The organism is Eubacterium callanderi (assembly GCF_900142645.1).
In the GTDB taxonomy this organism is placed as follows: Bacteria; Bacillota; Clostridia; order Eubacteriales; family Eubacteriaceae; genus Eubacterium; species Eubacterium callanderi.
This window is the reverse complement of sequence record NZ_FRBP01000006.1, coordinates 29,185-46,945: the sequence shown is the minus strand read 5'-3', so window position 1 is coordinate 46,945 and position 17,761 is coordinate 29,185. Positions and strand designations below refer to the sequence as shown.

Sequence of the window (17,761 nt, the reverse complement as noted above, 5' to 3'; positions counted from 1 at the left end):
ACGGCGCAGAAATGTGCCGTGCTCTTTTTATTGGCTTATTTTTTCTTCAGTCTGCTTTTCTGAGCGGATAACCACATCGTCATTGATGTATCGGTACCGTTTGGAGGTGTGATGTCCGTGGTAAAACACCTGTTTGTCCGAATACATCCTTTCGTCCGCCGCGGTAATGGCCGCGTCAATATCTGAACCTCGCGGCGTCCAGTATGCGCCGATGGCCGTACTGATATGAGAGCTATGCTCAAAGTAGCCGCGGAGCTTTTCAACCCTGTCAAAAAAACCTGCCTCGGTGTCTCCGAGGGCGATGATTACAAACTCATCCCCGCCCACGCGGTAAAAATTGCTCTCGCCAAACCCTTCACGGATACAGCGCGCGCATTCCACCAGAAGCCGGTCACCTCTGCTGTGCCCATACAAATCATTGACCGATTTCAGCCCATTCATATCCAGAAAGACAATCCCCACAGAATCCTCATAATCCGTAAAGGCCTCAAGATCCTGTATGTAGCGATTGCGGTTGTAAAAGGAGGTCAGGTTATCATAGTAGCTCAGCTTGGTCAGCTCTGCCTCGTCCTCGGTGCGCCGGATAGCCAGCATCAGGAAATAGCGCAGAGTCTGCAGGATTGATACGGCATTCTGCATTAGCTCCGGCGGCGGATTGTCCACACCGATACAGGCGTAAAGCTCGCCATCCCGTTCCAGCGGAACCGCTACAAGCCGCTCGATATTCTGGAATGAAAGGACTTCATACTCCAGGGGTGTGGTTATCTTAAGGTCTTCACAATCGTCAATGATCATATATTCCTGCTCAGTAAAGGCCTCGATCCAGCGGCTGAAGTAATGTCTGGGAATACTCTGCAGATCCTCCTGCTCAGGCTTGATGCCGTCGGCGCACCACTCATAGGTATTTTTCAGCAGCTCACCTCTCAGGTCAAAAATATAGCTGCGGTCTGCCCTGAGAAATTTACCAATACGTTCAAGAAAAAGAGGAATGGCCTGGGGCAGGTCATGGTTCTGGTAGAGATCACGGATACACTCCACAATAACCTGCTCGGTTTCAAGCATATTTTTCAGGTTTTGCTTTTCCCTCATGGCCTCGGTCAGGTCAAAGGCAATCTCGAACCGGGCCGGACGGCCCTCCCACTCGATCAGCCGGTCTTTTAAGAGATAATGCCGCCCGGTTATGGGGTTGGTGTGCTCCCAGTTAAAGTACTCTTCCGGCTTCAGATTTGGCGTTGAGCAGAAAGGGCAGGGCGCGTCCAGCCCCTGAAGCAGTTCATAACACTTCTTTCCCTCTGTATCCTTAAAGTTAAAGGAATCCCTGCCAGCTTTGTTAATGAACAACAGGTCGTAGTTTTCCAGATCAGAGACGTACATGAGCTCTGGCAGCTCGTCGAGAGGCGCCCGGATGTCGTTCAGCATCTGGTTTAAATGGATCTGCCGTTCCAGAGCTTCCTTCTCATCTGCCAGAAGCTTTTCGCGGCGCTTTTGCTGGGATGAGGCAAAAAAGGCGCAGACCACTACCATGGCCAGGAAAATCAGGGTAACCAGAAACAGAAAATATTTCGCGTTTTTTACTGCCTGCTCTGTGTAACGCTCCGCGGCGAAAACGGTTTGGTCGGCAAGCTCGAAATACTCCTCGCTTATTCCATACAGCGGCCCGGCGGCTCCTCCGGCGCGGTAGTCGTAAATCGCGTTTTTAAGTTCGCCCCATTTACTCTGCAGGCCGCTGACGAGCCCCTGATACTCTGGATCCGCCAGCTTAACCAGATTGTTCTTTTCTCCGCCGTTCTGAAGCTCCTCCAAAACAGCGTCCAGCTTCCCGATAAGGGCATCGTTCTGCTCGTTGTTCAGCTCCTGCTTTACCAGCCGCTGTGTCGCCCCCCGGACAATACCGGAATAATTGATCACACGGGCATTCCCCTCTAAGTTCTGGATTGTCAGCAATGAAAATACACTGCTGACAATCAGCGCCACACCCAAAATAAGAACAATGGTTGTAAACCGGATCTTTTTTAATAATTTTGTCATCGCTGCCTTCCCCTGTCTGTTTTCTGTTTTCAGGCCTTTATTCCCGGAATTGTTGGTTTCTGTAAATCAGGCTAATGTATTTGACTGGGGTACAAATGTAATCGGCCATCATACTTTAGCGGTAGAATATATAAAACAAATTTTTCTTTGATTAATATCACCTATTCTACTACAATTAGGACTAAATATCAAGTTAAGATGACATGACAAAGCCCTTGTTTTTTATCAGAGAGCACAGCGCAAAAATGTGCCGTGCTCTTTTCCCATAACAATCACTCAAAGGGATACTGCATTCCCCACTGCCCGCGTACAGCGGTCAGGATTGCCATCACATCGCGGCTCAGGGCAAGGGGCGCGATGCCAGCCCTGCTTTCAATGGCCTCCTGCATGTGGCGCACCTCATAGCAGAGCGCGTCCCCAGTTTTCCCGGCTTCTATTACCTCCCGCCTGCCGTCCGCAGTGTAGGTGATCACTGCTCTCTGTGCCCTGGGGTAGTTATCCACCTCAATATAGCCATACTCCCCGGCCACCACACCGCGTTTGGGCTGCTTGGCCCGCATGGTCAGGGCGGTGACGGCCATCTGCCCCCGGTCATTTTTCAGGATAATACCGGACTGCTCATCCACACCTGTCTCAAAGTACTGAGGCGTGGTCAGAATGACATTGGGTCTGGTTTCCATAAAAAACCGGGCAAAGGCCATGGCGTAGATGCCGATGTCTAAGAGAGCGCCTCCAGCCAGCGCCTTATCGAAGAAGCGGTTTTTCACATCGTATTCCTTGCAGCTCCCAAAGTTGACCTGTATCATCTTCACCCTTCCGATGGCACCGGAATCTACCATCTCACGCAGCTTCTGGTAGAGCGGCATATGATAGATGGTCATTCCCTCCATGACCACCACGCCCCTTTCCAGGCCTAACGCAGCCACCTCCTCAAGCTGCCTTGCATTGACGGTAATGGCTTTTTCGCAAAAGACGTGCTTGCCGGCTCCGACAGCCCTCATGAGTGTTTCATAGTGGTAATTGTGGGGCGTACCGATGTAAACCACATCCACCTCCGGATCAGCCAAAAGTGCCTCCTCACTCTCGAAAACTTTCCGGACTCCGTATTCACGCGCAAAAGCCTGCCCCTTCTCCACATGATGATTATAAACGCCATAGATTTCACCGTTTTCCTGTTTCAGCGCACTTGCCATCTCGTTGCCGATAACGCCAGTGCCAATAATCACCCAGTTATATTTTTTCATGCTATTCAACTCCTTTTGTGTGATTGATCATTCTATTTTAAGATAAAAACAGAGGGACAAAAGCCCCTCTGGTCAACTGCTGGTTATGTTTTTTAATTCCCTGGCCATCTCCTCAATTTTTTCGTTATAGTTATCTACCCGGGTCAGGGATGAACGGAAAGGCCGGTTCGCACAGCTTGCGTCGTAAACCTTGTACTGGTTTTTCCCCAGATCCTTGGAATGGTACAGGGCCTGGTCGGCCTTTTGGAGAAGAGTGTCAAAATCCTCCCCATCCTGAGGATAGCGGGAAATGCCAAGGCTTCCGGTAATGCCGTAGCTGTTAAAGCGTTTGTTCAGCTTTTTACAGATGGCTGAAACACGCCTTTCGATGTCTCTCTGGTCGATAATGTCGTGGAACAGGATCAGGAATTCATCGCCACCCACACGTCCTACCAGATCGGTATGGCGCACACTGCTGGTCAGAATCTCTGCCACCTCCTTGAGCACCATATCCCCAAAAAGATGGCCGCGATCGTCATTGACCGATTTAAAATTATCAACGTCGGCAAAGCACAGGGCGGCGTTCTGTATACGCCGGTCCTTGAGCACCAGAATCGATTGCTCCCGCATTGCCCTCTGGTTTAAAAGCCCTGTGAGCGGGTCGCTCTCTGCTTCCTTTTTAAGCATCAGGCTGCGCTGCTTGCTCTCCTCGACATTGATGAGCTTGCCGATATAGCTCACGCATATCGGCTCAAACTCCATATCCCAGATAGGATAAAGATAAACCTGATACCACTGGAAACCCTCCCCGTCCAGATTGATGCGCAGCTCCGCCTTGCAGGTCGGCCTGTCTGGCGTAATGCGCTCAAGCTTTTTGAAAAGACGCCTTTGATCCTCGGCGTTGACCAGCGTCTCATCCGACAATAACCGGCTGATCTGCGGAAATAACGGATCCTTTCCGGTCAATATCTGAAAACGGTCAGAAAAGGTCAGCTTGTCCGCGCGCAGGTCGTATTCAAAAATAAGCTCATCCGAAAGCTCAGACAATATCTGATACTTCTGCCGCTCCTGTTCTAACAGATATAGGGTCCGGCTTGACAGATCGCCGTGCGCTTCTTTTTTCTTCTTTTCAGGCATAGACACCTCACCGGGCGCGGTGACCGTCGACGTCAGCATTTCGCCCCCCTTCATGGATCGGTTAAGCTCGGGCAGTGCTGTCATAAAGCATTCGATCAGCTGTGGATTAAAGACCCCGCACTCCCCGTCCAAAATCATCTGGACGGCGGTTTCATGAGTGTAAGCGTCCTTATAAACCCGCTTGCTGGTCAGCGCGTCGTAGACATCGGCCAGCGATACCGCCTGGGCCCAGATAGAGATCTCGTTGCCCACCAGGCCGTCGGGGTATCCGCCTCCGTCCCACCGCTCATGGTGGTGGCGGCAGATATCGTAGCAGTAATCATAGTAAGCCAGATTCTGGACGCCGGACAGCTCCATTAAAATCTCGCTTCCCCGTGAGGTGTGCGTTTTCATGATCTCAAATTCCTCATCGGTCAGGCGGCCGGGTTTGTTTAAAATATTGTCCGGTATGGCCACCTTACCGATATCGTGCATGGCCGCCGCCTCGGAGATAATCTCAATCAGGGAGTCGGAAAGTCCATATTCACTATGGTTTTTTGCAAATTCAGCCAGCAGCAGCCGGGTAATCACGCGCACGTTGTGTATATGGGACACCGATTCGGTGTTTTTAAATTCAATAATACTGCTGAGGGTGTCAATCATCTGGGCGCTGTTTTCACGCATTTTTTCCGCCTGCTCCCGCAGCGCCCTTGTCTGTTCAGCCACCAGCTGCCGCAGGTGAAGCTTCTGGGTATACTGCTCAATGATGTTGTGGACGCGCTGGATCACGATATTGGGATTAAAGGGCTTGGTGACAATATCCGCTGCCCCCATCTCATAGCCGCGCTGCATAACGCCCTCACTGTTCTCAGCAGTAATCATGATGACCGGGACACGGCCAGCCAGGCCCATACGCTCCATTTCTGTCAGGACACCGAAACCGTCGAGCACTGGCATGATAAGATCCAAAAGCACAACCGCGATATTCTCGCTCTCCCGCTCCAGGATTTCCAGCGTTTGCGCACCGTTTTCAGCTTCATATATGGTATATTTTGTCTGGAACATCTCGCACAGCAGCGCGCGGTTCAGCTCCATATCGTCAACGATGAGTATCTTTCTTTTTTCTGTCTGGTTATCCATAAACAGCCCCCTTAAACGGACTTGTATCTCTCCGAATACTCCTTTGTAATAAATATAAATTCATTATAACTTAATCACAGAAAAAGTTCAACTTTTAGCACACATTTAAAAAACCTCAGGATATTTTACCAAAAAAGCTCATGAAAAAAGGCCTCACAGGCCTTTTAACCTGATCCGCCTAATTGACAGTGGCAATGACCGCAGCCATCATAACCGTCATAATAGCATCGATATATCCGACCATCTCACGGATTATTTTGCTGTCCTGCTGGTTTTTGATGGCCTTTAGTTTTTCTTTCATCAGATCATTTTCGTGTTTTGAAAAATACGGCTTAAGATTTCTGGTTTCTTTCAAAAGGCTGGCAAGGGCCGCGTCGTGCAGCGAAAGACTTTCCACCTGAACCGCCGCCCTTTTCAAAGTCTCGATCAATGCTTCCTTATAGGCTTTTTCAGGCACAAAAAGATCCCTGTTTCCGAAAAGCCCTCCTTTACCCTCTGCCACGGCTCCGGCCGCACTCAGAGAATTTCCGGTGTCCGTCAGAAGCTGATTAATCCGGCTGCTGGAAAAGGACATGCAGTAATCCTCAATTACCTTGGTAACAGAGCGGCTCTTATCGCTGAGGTAGGCGTAGAGCCCCTCCAGATGGCCCAGGCTGCCGGGCAGCGGAGCAACGGCCTCCACCTTTTTCCCTTCAATCTTTATGGCGCCCTCCAGGAGCAGATCCATTATTCCTGCGGCCACCAAACCTGCTTTCGTCTCCGTACTATTCGCCATCGGCAGCTTTCCTTTATCATTGGTGGTTAAAATTAGATATTCCTGTGTGAGTGCTTTTCTTTCCATCGCGTTTCTCCTTTTTTAATTGTCTTTACTCAGTATAACACAGAAGTATCCAGGTTTTTTATATTTTTCGCGAGCGGTCCGTTTCACTGCCCAGACGGTCAGACATCTTACACCTTGGCCCTCAGCGACTCAGGGATATTCAGTCTGGCCCGCCGTGACAGCAGGCACAGTCATAGTAACCAGCGTATGATAATTCATCAGAAAAATACTGCCTGTCAGTGTGACCGCCAGATAAAAAATCGCCAGGCTGTAGCAGAGACAAATAAATAACTGGCATAAAATCGAAAACAATAAATACAAGCGTCTTCTCCTTTTGGATGATTCGGACACCATTATATCCGATAATAAAATAAGAAACCATAGAGGGGGGACAATCCATACAGCTCAGGATCGTGGAGCGCTTCAACCAATGCGTGGATACTACTGTTTTCACCATGCAAGCCCACGACATCCTGTCCTTTATTTCGATTATCCCCTCAAAGAAAAGTGATGACATTTCTATTATACAAACGTTCGTTTCAAAAAGCAAGTGCTTTTAGAACAAATATTCTTATCGTAGTCTGTTTAGTTTTAACAGCTTGATAAGACTTTATAATGAAAGAAGCCCCTGATCTTTGATCAGGGGCTTCTTTTGGGGAGAGTAAATTGGGGGAGAGATTAATTGATTTAAGTAAGAGGTATGTGTGTTCAATTCTATTTATACCCGGGAATCTGCAATATAAACATCTGAACAAAACAGGATAAAACATATCTAAAGCTTAACTTAACAGCTCTTGCAAAAGCCCAGAATATCTGATATATTAAAAACAGGTGCATCTAACATTTTCAATAAGCGCGATACTCTCCTATCCCTTGGTAGACCGTAGCTTTTGAATATTCCTGTTGGGTGCACTTTTTTTAAAATCGCTTCCCTCACATTAAAAAATGAACAAATGAGAAGATGTCAAAAGCTTTATATATTGTACATAGATGACACGATATCCAGATAAAATACACGGAATTTCTTGACAGACCCATCCCTTTTACTTTAGAGTATAGAAAGGATAACCGCCGCTGGCGGGTAAACCGAACATCAGATTATTTTATATTAGCGGAGGAATTAACGCATGCAGGACTTTCTTAAAAAGTTGACAAGTGAATGTAAGAATATAGAGCTGCCCGAAGAATTTAATTATTTTGGAGAGCTTGTCGGGAGCTGGAAAATTGACTATATTGACAACAGCACTTCGCACTCGATTAAAGGCGAATGGCACTTTTCGTGGGTTCTTGAGGGAATGGCAATACAGGATATTATTATCCTGCCCGATTATGAACGCGGGACGACGCTTCGCGTCTATAATCCCGGCACGCAGGCCTGGGATATTGCCTATTGTTTTACAGGAAAAATTATTCGGCTTGAAGCAAAAAAAGAAAATGGCATAATCGTCCTTACGGATATTGAGAATAAAAGGAGAAAATGGGTATTTGCTAAAATTGAGGAAAATAATTTCCATTGGCAGGACGTTACCGTAAAAGAGGACGGCGAATGGCATATTAATTTTGATTTATATGCCGAACGCATTTAAGGAGAAAATAATATGACCATTGCACTCGAACTAAAAAATTTAAAGAAAACCTATGAATCAGGGGTTGTGGCGCTGCGCGGCATCAATTTAGTTGTGGAGCAGGGCGATTTCTACGCGCTCCTTGGACCAAATGGCGCTGGAAAATCAACCACCATCGGAATCGTTACCTCCCTGGTGAATAAAACAGCTGGAACTGTAAAGGTGTTTGGATATGACCTTGATACCGATCTGGTCCAGGCAAAACAGCAGATCGGCCTAGTGCCACAGGAGTTTAACTTTAATCCATTTGAAACCGTCCAGCAGATTGTCGTCAATCAGGCTGGTTACTACGGTGTTCCCCACAAGGAAGCCCTGGAACGCAGTGAAAAATACCTCAGGCAATCCGGACTGCTTGAAAAGCGCCATGAACGGGCGCGGATGCTCTCCGGTGGGATGAAGCGGCGTTTGATGATTGCCCGGGCATTGATGCATGAGCCACGCCTGCTTATTTTAGACGAGCCCACAGCAGGGGTCGATATTGAATTGCGACGTGAGATGTGGGATTTCCTGAGAAACCTGAATGCACAGGGAACGACCATCATCCTGACAACCCATTACCTGGAGGAAGCAGAAATGCTCTGCCGCAATATCGGGATCATCCAGTCCGGTGAGCTCATTGAGAATACCAGTATGAAAAACCTTTTGTCGAAATTACAGTATGAAACCTTTATTTTTGATTTAGAGCCTTTTGAAACCAGGCCTGTTATCAATGGGTATAAAAACTACTTTGAGGACAGCCGTACCCTCACCGTCGAGGTCCAGCGCGATCAGGGAGTCAACGGAATCTTCGAACAGCTCACAAAACAAGGGATAAAAGTCGTTTCCATGCGTAATAAATCCAACCGTTTAGAAGAATTATTCTTAAAAATCACCGATGTTAAACATCAATCGGAGGAAAAAAATGTTTAAACTTTATTTTACTGCACTAAAACGCCTGGCTGCAAAAGAAACCAACCGCTATCTGCGCATCTGGGTACAAACTTTGGTACCGCCGGTCATCACCACCTCATTGTATTTTGTTATTTTCGGAAATCTGATTGGTGGACGAATTGGAGAGATGGGCGGTTTTTCCTATATGGAATTCATCGTGCCCGGGCTCATTATGATGTCTGTCATCACCAGCTCCTACAGCAATGTCGCCTCCTCCTTTTTTTCTCAAAAATTTCAGAAAAACATTGAGGAGCTGCTGGTCGCGCCAGTGCCGACTCAGGTTATCATTCTGGGGTTCGTCACCGGCGGTCTGGGGCGAAGCATCATGGTCGGAGCGCTCGTCACTGTGATTTCGTTATTTTTTGTCCCCCTTCATGTCTTTTCCTGGCCCATCATCCTCGTTACCCTGCTTATGACGGCTGTCTTATTTTCATTGGCTGGGCTGCTCAACGGGATCTTTGCCAAATCCTTTGATGATGTCTCCATTGTGCCCACCTTTGTGCTGCAGCCACTAACCTATCTGGGCGGTGTGTTTTACTCCATTTCGATGCTGCCGCCGATCTGGCAGGCTGTTTCAAAGGTTAATCCCATTGTCTACATGGTCTCAGGCTTCCGTTTTGGGTTTCTTGGCGTAACAGATGTCCCGGTCGTGTGGTCCTTAACAATCCTTGTCCTTTTTATCATCGTGCTTTACGCCATTTGCTGGTATCTCATTGAAAAAGGGGTCGGCTTGAGAAGCTGACCTCTTTTTCAAAAAATAAAAAAGCCCTTCTTCACAAAGCGGATCGCCTGCATTAGAAGAGCCGTAAATACTAAATGGTTAATCCATGATTTCCATAGGTTTTCCGCAGCAGAAAGGGATTAAATCTCCTTCTTTTACAGATTGAACTTTATTACAGGTTAGGCAGTAAACCTGGCAATCGAAGGGCGCCCTAAGCTCTGGTGCCGCCTTTGCTTCTGCTTCTGTTAAACCACCAATGTGAAAGCGCGCTACATTGTTTTCTGTCGGGATATATACACCGATCGGTGACAGTTTCTTATTATCTCCCACGCAGTTCCCCATTTTAATCCAAAGCGCTTCAAGCTCAGCAGTTTCAATCTGATTTTCTGGAATAAACTCAACAACAGCCTTATCCATATTGATCTTCATAATATCTTCCTCCTTCGTTCTTCAATATATACATTTTATCATCATTATAGCATCTATTTTAATCCATGTCTATTATTAAATAGGATACATTTCAAAATAATAACAATTATCTTGTTTTACGTAAAAAGCCCCTGAACAAAGACCGAGAGCCCTGAAAAAGAAAAGACCCTTTCAAATGGCTTAAACAGCCTGTTTGAAAGGGTCTTTCATTTTTGTTTCATGTTACTAAGTCTGTATTAAACTGGCTTATCAGGGCGTTGCATTTCCTTTAAATCTACCTTTTTTAGCGTTTTTTCGTGCAATGTGTTTTGAAACTTTTTGCTTTATAAAAATCTATAAGGGGCAAAATTAGGGGCAACATATTTATACATTTTTCGTGAATATACAATACTCTTCATATCAAAAAAATCTCTACATTATATATGGTCTATTATGTTAAGATATTTCATGAACTTTCTTCTTAAACTCCCGTACAACTTCCTCAACCGTCAGCCCCTGAAGTTGATCCTGTGTTTGCTGAATAATGCCATTCACAACCCCATCTTTGTAGAATACATCCAAATAGTAGCCTTTGTACTCTTGCGCGATTTTCATTTTTATCCCCCATTTTAATTTAAATATTTTAGGTCTTCCAGTATTTCTTCCCTGGCCTTTTTCTCCTCTTTTGGCGGGTCGAAAATAATGGCAGTCCATTGCTTTGTTCGGTTATCGAAAAGCAGCTCCGCATTCTTCTTATCCGTAATGACAAGATAGCGCAGTCCGGGCGAGCCGCAGCGGATAAAACCTTTCTTAACTTCTACAATTTCTTTAATCTCGTATTGCTTCCCATCGGCGTAAAAGCCTTTTGGAATATACTTAGTGCACATCCTTAGCAGATCGACCCTTACGTTATTGTACTTACGTTGCATAAAACCACCTCATTAAAGAACGTTTGTGTCTAAATTATAGAACTTTCGTTCTCAAAAAGCAAGCGAGACAAATTCCATCTATTCTTAGGGATTATTATATACACGACAATAAAAAACTCCCGATCCAAAAGACCGAGAGTTCTAAAAAAGGAAAAGTTAGTTGGGAGAGTAATTTGTATTTTAAAAAGTAAGAGGTATGTGTGTTCGAGATTATTTATACCCCTGGTGAGTGGGTTTTAAACAAAAAGAAGCCCTATTGGACTTCCCAATCTCACCAAATACCTTCTACACATTCGTTAATATACGTACCTCTTAATTAAAGAAAAGAATATATATTTCTCTAACCAGGCAATTCAAATATACTTTTAATATTAAAATAAACAACCGCCATTATTTATTTTTTGTAATATCGTTAATTTCTTCCCTGTATTTTTTCACAAATGTTATATATTTTTCATTTTCCTTTTTTTTCAGGAAGAAAAATATTCCCTCTATAATTAAAATCATAACCGCCAAAACAAAAAATATCAACAGATTAATCCTTAAAAACAGCCGCTCATCGGCATAGGAATTAAACATTAATAGTTTTGTGTAAAGTATAGACATTAAACTTAAAAAAGCAAGCGTCCCACCTAATATTTCATAGGGTATAAAACACCAGTGCAAACTTTCCCTTTTACATCTTTCCCAATCATGATTCAAGAATAGTCCAATATACTTTATTAATTGTTTTTTTGTCTTTTGATCAACAATATTCGTATTATTATTTTTTAATAACGCCCAAACATGGCCGTCTTTATAAAAATTATTGTTATCAAAATAACCACATGGATTTAATCTTACTTTTAACTCTGTAATAGCTTGAGAGACTTGATAACTATTCCCGTTTTCAATTTTTATAGATAAAATATTTAATCTTTCTCTCCATTTACTTCTTTCTTTCATAATATTTTTGTTTTTAATCACAATTATTTGTTGAAAAAAACTCCTAAAAGAGCAATTATTGCGGTAATTCCTGCTAAACCTAATAGATTATTCTCCATAAAACCCCTTGCCTTTTGTTTTTATTCTATCAAAAAAAAAAACGAGAAAATTCTAGGCTTAAAGGAAAATTTCCGAATGCTTTTAATATTTCAATTTGAGCTGATAACATTTTTCCATTAAAAAGAGGCCGCCTCTCTCAATGAAGGACGGCCTAAAAGGAAAAGAAATGAAAAAGATTCTGTGTGTCTTTACGTTTAGAACGCGACAAGAATCTTTAAAACATCTGTAATAATTTGGTTACTTAAGGATAAATCCGAAATTAAATCCCTAAAGCAACTCTTGTCAGATCGCCACAGATGCCGTCCGATTCCAGTCCATTTTTCGCCTGGAAGTCTTTCAGCGCAGCAATGGTGACCGGCCCCGCACCGCCATCAATCGCTACATCATAACCATGACATTTCAACGCCTCCTGAATTCGTGCGATCTCAGTCATCAGCGCGATGTCGGTCTTGATCCCGTACTCACCGTCAACGGTTAAGCCATGGAACCTCTGGATGCATTCACAGGCATATTGGCTTTCTGAACCGTAGAGCGCATCTTCGGTTAGCGGACCTGTCTCGCCCCAGTAGCCGCAGAAATTGCAATCTCTCTGGAACTGGCGGATATTTTCGTCTGGGCCATCACCGTAAGAGAGGTAATAGCTGCCGCTGAAGATGGACGTAAAGCCATAAGGGTTATCGTTGCTTGGCTGCGGGTCTGGCGTCGGTGCTGGTGTGCTACCATTATAAGCAATCCCCATTGCGCTTAAAATCCCTTTCGCAATCCCGGTTCCTGCCAGTTCTGGATTCGTCAATACCCCAATGTCTGCCCGGATGGACCCTGTTTCAAAAATACAGGCCGTCATATCTGTTTGGGCGACTTCGTAATCATCCCGATATAAGATGCCGCGTGTTCCAAGCCCTGTCACAGCCATATACTCGCGATTAACGGTTTCTGTAAAAGCTGGACCACCGGCAGATCGCGGGTCAACAATCGGAAGTGTTCCGCTCGGTGCTTCCCTGTAGTCACAATGCACTGACATGTAATAATCATAACCGCCGTTGTTTGCATCCCGAACGGTATAAGTCATGTTCCGATCGTTTCCGGTATCCCAATCCGTCCCAACAATAACGCCATGCTGACGCAGGATTCGAACTGCAACGCCGACAATATCAAACATCAGGTCTGCTTCGGTATAACTACCATCCACGCATCCAGAATCCCAGTTTCCATTAGTGGAAATACCGTGTCCTACTGCTAAAAAAATACTTGCCATTATTATCTGTCCTCCTTCTTTTCATTAATCCCATTTACCACCTGCTTCCACAGCTGGTTCCCATAAACCGCCGCTGCAGCTGCCAGAATGCCCTGAATCGCCGCGGTCACATTAAACCCGCCGATTCCAAACCCCAGCGCAACGCCTAAAACGCCGATTATCCACGGGATTAACCAGTTGGGTACTTTGGGTGTGCCCTTTAAAAAAAGCCCCAGCACGTAGAGCACAGGGACTAAAATCAAGAAGTCTTGTACGATGTATTCCATGTCTATTCCTCCCTAATGGGCAGGTCTTTGACCCGCTCATACAATTCTTTCGCTGTGCCGTTGCCGCCCATGTCTTCGTATGGCTCAAACATGTGCTCCAGATTCTTTAAATCCGAAACAGTTACCCAGCTGCGTTTGATATAAAAAGTGCACGCCTGGTAAATCCGGTCGTGCAACATGCTTTGAATCCCTTCTTCAATCACGGCCACTCTTTGAGCTTGAACTCTAACAGGCTGCAGCACCAGCTTTCCAAAGGCCACCAGCGCTGTGATGCCGATGGCAATCTCCACAATTAATCTAAAATGCTCCACTCGGTTGTCCTTTCAAAATCGAAAAAGGACGCCAAGCGACGCCCTTCTCCTGAATCCTTACGCGTATAACTTCCCGCGTTTGTCCACTTCTGCCTTGACCTGCGCTCTTAAAAACGCGGGTACCATCGGGCAGTTAAACTCTGCTGCATCTTCTGCGGTTAAGGCTCTTAAGCCTAACTCGACTAAATCTGCGTACATGGCGACCATTCTACTCACCTCCTCCCCGTGGTTCTAACATCTGTAAGATGGTTTCAAACATTTCTGCTTGAGCCAGCTGCTGCTCTATTTTGTCTGCTTCCTGTTTTTCGATAGCTTCAGCCACTGCCAGTTGTGTTTGCTCGATGTCGCTCAGCGGCTCCGGGTCCGGCGTCGGGTCGTGCGCCGCGAGAATCGTGTTTATCTGCGGCTCCAGCGCATAATTGAAAGTTAAGTACAGTTCTCCAGTATCCGGGTCCATTTCCAGTGTGTACTCTGTAATCGATGCTGCCTCAATCTCCCGGCATAATTTGAGCCCATTGATGTTTCCGGAAAAAGCGATGTCGGTTCCGATTGTTTTTTTCATCTTTGTCTCCTTTCTAACTTTCTAATGTAGCTTTACGAGTCTTAGTACCGAACCGACTGTCATAAATGTGGTGACAGTCGCTGAGTAAAAACTGGTAAACTTAACAATGTCACCGGCTGTAAATCGCATCATTGTTGTTAAATTTAAATTCGACTCATTATTTACATTTCCCATACCCATAATCGCATCTTCGAGCATTGTCTCGGTGGCGGCCACTTTTCGCATCTGCAAAACTCCGCCTGAAGGTGCACCGGAGATGAGCAATGCATGCTTACAGCAAATAAGGTAAAGCCCTGTTTTAAGTATCTTTATATTGCTCGGCGTACCAGATACAATTTGCGCAAGTGTTGTGTCATCTTCTGTTTTATTCCATTGCATACCCCCGTCGCTGGGCCTATTGACTAAATCTGTTGTTCTGGAAATTAAGATACTTGGGCACAGATCTATAATTTGGTCTGCAATAGTTTTAAAATAAAGCGTATCCCAAGTACTTCCATTTCGAAATCGATATTCAGCTTTTCGAATTGCCATAAATACCTCCTATATTTTTAGCCAGACCAGGGCACTGCTGCCCGGGTCGGCTGTTTGCATTTTTGTTGGGGCGCCGGCTGGTCCGGTTGCCCCTTGTGGACCCTGTGGGCCCGTCGCTCCGGTAGCACCACGGGCTCCCGTATCGCCCTTTAGGCCCTGGATGCCTTGCGGACCACGATCACCCGTTGCGCCTTTATCGCCCTTATCCCCCTTAGATGCCATAAGAATCCAATAAGTTGTGTTTGTGGGCGTGATGCTACTGCTGGAGGTGTGGCTGGCTTTACAGGCATACATGCTGCCGTTGTAGGTTACAATGTCGATATAGGCGCTGTCGTTAACATATGCAACGCTACTTGCCCAGGCGTTTTTAAGGCGAATACTAACCCCTTTCGGTCCGGTCTCTCCTTTTGCGCCTTGGGGCCCCTGATCGCCTTTATCGCCCTTTAAGCCTTGTGGACCCGTATCGCCCTTTGGCCCTGTCGCTCCAGTTTCGCCTTTGGCTCCTGCGGGTCCGGTCGCTCCACGTTCTCCCGGGTCACCTTTTTCGCCTTTGGGACCAGCAACGCCTTGTGGTCCACGTTCACCTTGCGGCCCGGTTTCCCCTTTCAGCGATATCAGCCACTGTAGCTCTGTGCCAACATAACCGTTTTCCACCGCCACTTCATAAGCGCTCTTTCCGTCAGCACCGTCGGCACCGTCCTTTCCCGCTACGCCGGTATCCCCTTTGGGTCCTTGCGCGCCGGGCGGACCAGCAGGGCCAGTGTCCCCCTTTGGTCCAGTAGGTCCAGTGGCGCCGGTCGCTCCTTTTTCTCCGGGCGGGCCTTGCTCTCCTTGCGGGCCAACGGGTCCCTGTTTTCCTTCAGCTCCAGGAGCGCCGTTTTTTCCTGGAATTCCTTGTTCACCTTGCGGTCCAGGAGGGCCTTGCTTTCCTTCTGGTCCTGGTGGCCCCATAATATTCCCTAACAGTATCTCGCTCACATCGCTTCACCTCACTCGTATATCGCGTACAAATTGCCATCCTCATCCAATCGAAAGTTTGGCGTTTTGCCGTTTTCTCCAGGCTCGCCTTGTTTGCCCTGGTAGGATACGGGGCTCGCAGCGTTTTTCTTAATGCGGTCTGTGATCCCGGAGAGCTTTTGGCCAAACACCGGCTCAACTTTTCGGGTTCCCTTTTCATAGGTTTCCTTAACCTCTGTAATCTGGTGGTCTTCAATAATACCGGTCTCTTCATCGACAATGGTCACAAAGTCGCCCAGGTCCCATTTTTTGCGGTAATCCCGGGCGTCCACCTCGGCCGAGAAATCTTTCTGGTAAAGATACTCTGTGAGGCGAACCTTTCCACGGTCCTCAAGCGTTGTGTTGGCATCCTCGCCAATGTCACGGGCATCGAAGAAGATTTCCCGCCGGTCGTAGCCTGTTTTCTCATTGCCTAGGATAATGACCTCACGGTCAGCGCCCTCGCCCTGCCCAGCTACATAAGCGCAGTTCTTATAGTCCAGCTCGCTTTCGGCGTAGTTTCGGGAGTTGATCCGGTTCAAATCCTTGGAAAAAGTATAAGGCGCCCGAACGCCGTTTTCATAGGTTCGGTCAACGCCTTGTAATACTTCAAAAATAATTTTTTTATTGTTATAATCCAGTTCGGTTCCGGTGCCCAGCTTTGAAAGCTCGCTCAGGCTCTGCATTTCCTCGTACAGCCATTTATAGCGCGTCTGAAAAGAAAGCTTTTCGCCTCGGTTCTGGCTGGCCCTTAGGAGAAGGTTGGGAAGCTTTCGGTTTGGGTTCTCTGGGTTCGTACAGTTATGCTCCATCAGCCCAAGCATGATGTTTTCAGTTTCCGTGTTGAAGGTGTCTTCGTCCTTGCCTGCTGGCGGCAGTGTCGGCCGGTTAAAATACACCCACCGCGGACAAAAACCCTTGACGGTGATTGTTTTTTCAAAATACCGCTCCTCGATGCTGAACTGGGTAATGTAACCCAGGGAATTGAGGTCGTCCTCCAACAAAATAAAATGACCGTTTTGAAGCAGCAATGGGTTGTATGTTCCGAGCTTCAGTTCAAACACGCTGTACGTGTTCCATTTGCGGGTAAACTGCAATGAGCCGTACCTGGCAATCTCGCCGATCAATTTCAAATCGGGGTTAAGAAACCGAATGCTGACACGTTGTAATTGGTCCATACAAGCCCTCCATTAATCGGGATTTAAAGCAATCCACAATGCTCCTTCTGAAGGATTCTCCGGCTCGGTGTTTGCGTCCTGCACAAAGATTTCCCTGGGTGTGCGCCCTTGTGCGCCTTCAAACCAGGTGTCAAAACGTACTTGGATGTCATTCAGCAGCGTGTTGGCAAGCTGTTTTAATCCTTCCATCCAGTCGTTAAACTCCGACAGGTTTTTAGGCCGGATGGCGCCGCAAAGGTTTTTGTCGGTGCGTTCGTTGGTCACGCTTACGATTCCAGAGGCATTGACTGTAATCTGTGCCAGCGAGATTTCCCAAACGTTGTTGTCCCGTTGCAGTGCTGGTGGAGTTGATGTAGTTCCCTGCTTAAGCTGTGGCTCGTAAACCGTCCTGCGCGTCTTATCCATTTTGATCACAACGCGGTCTTTTCGGTTGCCTGCAGGGACCGTAATGGTCATATCCGCTGGCGTATACCGATAAAAACCTTTTATGATCGCGAAGCTGTCGCCTGCAACGGTCAAGGTCGTCGCTGACGCTTTCTTAACCTCATATTCCATGCTGCCATCCGCACGCACACCCACGCCGGATTCATAAATCCGGTCAAAATACCGGTTAAACTCGGCCTGTCCATACAGCGCGCCGCCGTCCCAAAAACCATGATATTGTTCTGCCATTTAATC

21 protein-coding genes are annotated in these 17,761 nt (G+C 46.5%); 3 read left to right on the top strand and 18 right to left on the bottom strand.

What is annotated here, in order from left to right; genetic code table 11:
• Positions 1–27: 27 nt before the first annotated feature.
• The 5 genes from BUC22_RS08865 to BUC22_RS21830 form a co-directional block, all read right to left on the bottom strand.
• Positions 28–2,028: a sensor domain-containing diguanylate cyclase gene (locus BUC22_RS08865; RefSeq protein ID WP_013380395.1), complete on the bottom strand. Its 2,001-nt coding sequence runs from the start codon at positions 2,026–2,028 to the stop codon at positions 28–30.
• Positions 2,029–2,300: 272 nt separating this feature from the next.
• Positions 2,301–3,272 (bottom strand): Gfo/Idh/MocA family protein, encoded by a 972-nt coding sequence (locus BUC22_RS08860; RefSeq protein ID WP_013380393.1) that lies wholly within the window; start codon positions 3,270–3,272, stop codon positions 2,301–2,303.
• 72 nt (positions 3,273–3,344) lie between these two features.
• On the bottom strand, positions 3,345–5,507 hold the full coding sequence (locus tag BUC22_RS08855) for a GGDEF/HDGYP domain-containing response regulator (protein WP_013380392.1): 2,163 nt from the start codon (positions 5,505–5,507) through the stop codon (positions 3,345–3,347).
• Positions 5,508–5,685: 178 nt separating this feature from the next.
• A complete protein-coding gene (locus tag BUC22_RS08850; RefSeq protein ID WP_013380391.1) occupies positions 5,686–6,348 on the bottom strand; it encodes a GOLPH3/VPS74 family protein in 663 nt (220 codons plus the stop codon).
• 129 nt (positions 6,349–6,477) lie between these two features.
• Positions 6,478–6,648, bottom strand: coding sequence for a hypothetical protein (locus BUC22_RS21830; protein ID WP_013380390.1), 171 nt, complete (start codon positions 6,646–6,648; stop codon positions 6,478–6,480).
• 806 nt (positions 6,649–7,454) lie between these two features.
• Between BUC22_RS21830 and BUC22_RS08845 the strand changes: the two genes are divergently transcribed.
• Genes BUC22_RS08845 through BUC22_RS08835 form a run of 3 tightly spaced genes read left to right on the top strand, consistent with a single transcriptional unit; the run spans position 7,455 to position 9,624 of the window.
• Positions 7,455–7,913, top strand: coding sequence for a hypothetical protein (locus tag BUC22_RS08845; RefSeq protein WP_013380388.1), 459 nt, complete (start codon positions 7,455–7,457; stop codon positions 7,911–7,913).
• Positions 7,914–7,925: 12 nt separating this feature from the next.
• Positions 7,926–8,861 (top strand): ABC transporter ATP-binding protein, encoded by a 936-nt coding sequence (locus BUC22_RS08840; protein ID WP_013380387.1) that lies wholly within the window; start codon positions 7,926–7,928, stop codon positions 8,859–8,861.
• Positions 8,854–9,624, top strand: coding sequence for an ABC transporter permease (locus BUC22_RS08835; protein ID WP_013380386.1), 771 nt, complete (start codon positions 8,854–8,856; stop codon positions 9,622–9,624). Before BUC22_RS08840 ends, BUC22_RS08835 begins: the two co-directional genes overlap by 8 nt.
• Positions 9,625–9,702: 78 nt before the next feature.
• On the opposite strand, the gene BUC22_RS08830 is transcribed toward BUC22_RS08835, so the two are convergent.
• The 13 genes from BUC22_RS08830 to BUC22_RS08780 all read right to left on the bottom strand — a co-directional run bounded on the left by BUC22_RS08830 (position 9,703) and on the right by BUC22_RS08780 (position 17,755).
• Positions 9,703–10,032: a hypothetical protein gene (locus tag BUC22_RS08830; RefSeq protein WP_013380385.1), complete on the bottom strand. Its 330-nt coding sequence runs from the start codon at positions 10,030–10,032 to the stop codon at positions 9,703–9,705.
• Between the two features lie 435 nt (positions 10,033–10,467).
• Entirely contained in the window at positions 10,468–10,626 is a 159-nt protein-coding gene (locus tag BUC22_RS22080; protein WP_200805545.1) for a hypothetical protein, read from the bottom strand.
• A 14-nt stretch (positions 10,627–10,640) separates the two neighbouring features.
• Positions 10,641–10,940, bottom strand: a complete 300-nt coding sequence (locus tag BUC22_RS08825) for a hypothetical protein (protein WP_073382794.1) — start codon at positions 10,938–10,940, stop codon at positions 10,641–10,643.
• 390 nt (positions 10,941–11,330) lie between these two features.
• The gene (locus BUC22_RS08820) at positions 11,331–11,885 is read right to left on the bottom strand and encodes a hypothetical protein (protein ID WP_143163935.1); all 555 of its coding nucleotides are present in this window, start codon (positions 11,883–11,885) and stop codon (positions 11,331–11,333) included.
• 358 nt (positions 11,886–12,243) lie between these two features.
• Complete coding sequence (locus tag BUC22_RS08815) at positions 12,244–13,239, bottom strand: N-acetylmuramoyl-L-alanine amidase (RefSeq protein ID WP_073382789.1); 996 nt, start codon at positions 13,237–13,239, stop codon at positions 12,244–12,246.
• A 2-nt stretch (positions 13,240–13,241) separates the two neighbouring features.
• Positions 13,242–13,505, bottom strand: a complete 264-nt coding sequence (locus BUC22_RS08810; RefSeq protein WP_013379627.1) for a phage holin family protein — start codon at positions 13,503–13,505, stop codon at positions 13,242–13,244.
• A gap of 2 nt (positions 13,506–13,507) precedes the next feature.
• Positions 13,508–13,816: a hypothetical protein gene (locus BUC22_RS08805; protein WP_013379626.1), complete on the bottom strand. Its 309-nt coding sequence runs from the start codon at positions 13,814–13,816 to the stop codon at positions 13,508–13,510.
• 57 nt (positions 13,817–13,873) lie between these two features.
• Positions 13,874–14,023 (bottom strand): CD1375 family protein, encoded by a 150-nt coding sequence (locus BUC22_RS21825; RefSeq protein ID WP_013379625.1) that lies wholly within the window; start codon positions 14,021–14,023, stop codon positions 13,874–13,876.
• A gap of 1 nt (position 14,024) precedes the next feature.
• Positions 14,025–14,378 (bottom strand): hypothetical protein, encoded by a 354-nt coding sequence (locus tag BUC22_RS08800; RefSeq protein WP_013379624.1) that lies wholly within the window; start codon positions 14,376–14,378, stop codon positions 14,025–14,027.
• 21 nt (positions 14,379–14,399) lie between these two features.
• Positions 14,400–14,909, bottom strand: a complete 510-nt coding sequence (locus tag BUC22_RS08795; RefSeq protein WP_073382787.1) for a hypothetical protein — start codon at positions 14,907–14,909, stop codon at positions 14,400–14,402.
• Between the two features lie 9 nt (positions 14,910–14,918).
• Positions 14,919–15,887 carry a collagen-like domain-containing protein gene (locus BUC22_RS08790; protein ID WP_050814072.1) on the bottom strand — a complete coding sequence of 323 codons (969 nt, stop codon included), beginning with the start codon at positions 15,885–15,887 and terminating at the stop codon, positions 14,919–14,921.
• Positions 15,888–15,898: 11 nt separating this feature from the next.
• A complete protein-coding gene (locus BUC22_RS08785; RefSeq protein ID WP_073382784.1) occupies positions 15,899–17,083 on the bottom strand; it encodes a siphovirus ReqiPepy6 Gp37-like family protein in 1,185 nt (394 codons plus the stop codon).
• Positions 17,084–17,095: 12 nt separating this feature from the next.
• Entirely contained in the window at positions 17,096–17,755 is a 660-nt protein-coding gene (locus tag BUC22_RS08780) for a hypothetical protein (protein ID WP_013381476.1), read from the bottom strand.
• Between the last annotated feature and the right edge of the window lie 6 nt (positions 17,756–17,761).

Coding starts and splice junctions, on each gene's coding strand:
- BUC22_RS08865 (WP_013380395.1), bottom strand. CDS start 2,028: ATGACAAAATTATTAAAAAAGATCCGGTTTACAACCATTGTTCTTATT.
- BUC22_RS08860 (WP_013380393.1), bottom strand. CDS start 3,272: ATGAAAAAATATAACTGGGTGATTATTGGCACTGGCGTTATCGGCAAC.
- BUC22_RS08855 (WP_013380392.1), bottom strand. CDS start 5,507: ATGGATAACCAGACAGAAAAAAGAAAGATACTCATCGTTGACGATATG.
- BUC22_RS08850 (WP_013380391.1), bottom strand. CDS start 6,348: ATGGAAAGAAAAGCACTCACACAGGAATATCTAATTTTAACCACCAAT.
- BUC22_RS08845 (WP_013380388.1), top strand. CDS start 7,455: ATGCAGGACTTTCTTAAAAAGTTGACAAGTGAATGTAAGAATATAGAG.
- BUC22_RS08840 (WP_013380387.1), top strand. CDS start 7,926: ATGACCATTGCACTCGAACTAAAAAATTTAAAGAAAACCTATGAATCA.
- BUC22_RS08835 (WP_013380386.1), top strand. CDS start 8,854: ATGTTTAAACTTTATTTTACTGCACTAAAACGCCTGGCTGCAAAAGAA.
- BUC22_RS08830 (WP_013380385.1), bottom strand. CDS start 10,032: ATGAAGATCAATATGGATAAGGCTGTTGTTGAGTTTATTCCAGAAAAT.
- BUC22_RS22080 (WP_200805545.1), bottom strand. CDS start 10,626: ATGAAAATCGCGCAAGAGTACAAAGGCTACTATTTGGATGTATTCTAC.
- BUC22_RS08825 (WP_073382794.1), bottom strand. CDS start 10,940: ATGCAACGTAAGTACAATAACGTAAGGGTCGATCTGCTAAGGATGTGC.
- BUC22_RS08820 (WP_143163935.1), bottom strand. CDS start 11,885: ATGAAAGAAAGAAGTAAATGGAGAGAAAGATTAAATATTTTATCTATA.
- BUC22_RS08815 (WP_073382789.1), bottom strand. CDS start 13,239: ATGGCAAGTATTTTTTTAGCAGTAGGACACGGTATTTCCACTAATGGA.
- BUC22_RS08810 (WP_013379627.1), bottom strand. CDS start 13,505: ATGGAATACATCGTACAAGACTTCTTGATTTTAGTCCCTGTGCTCTAC.
- BUC22_RS21825 (WP_013379625.1), bottom strand. CDS start 14,023: ATGGTCGCCATGTACGCAGATTTAGTCGAGTTAGGCTTAAGAGCCTTA.
- BUC22_RS08800 (WP_013379624.1), bottom strand. CDS start 14,378: ATGAAAAAAACAATCGGAACCGACATCGCTTTTTCCGGAAACATCAAT.
- BUC22_RS08795 (WP_073382787.1), bottom strand. CDS start 14,909: ATGGCAATTCGAAAAGCTGAATATCGATTTCGAAATGGAAGTACTTGG.
- BUC22_RS08785 (WP_073382784.1), bottom strand. CDS start 17,083: ATGGACCAATTACAACGTGTCAGCATTCGGTTTCTTAACCCCGATTTG.
- BUC22_RS08780 (WP_013381476.1), bottom strand. CDS start 17,755: ATGGCAGAACAATATCATGGTTTTTGGGACGGCGGCGCGCTGTATGGA.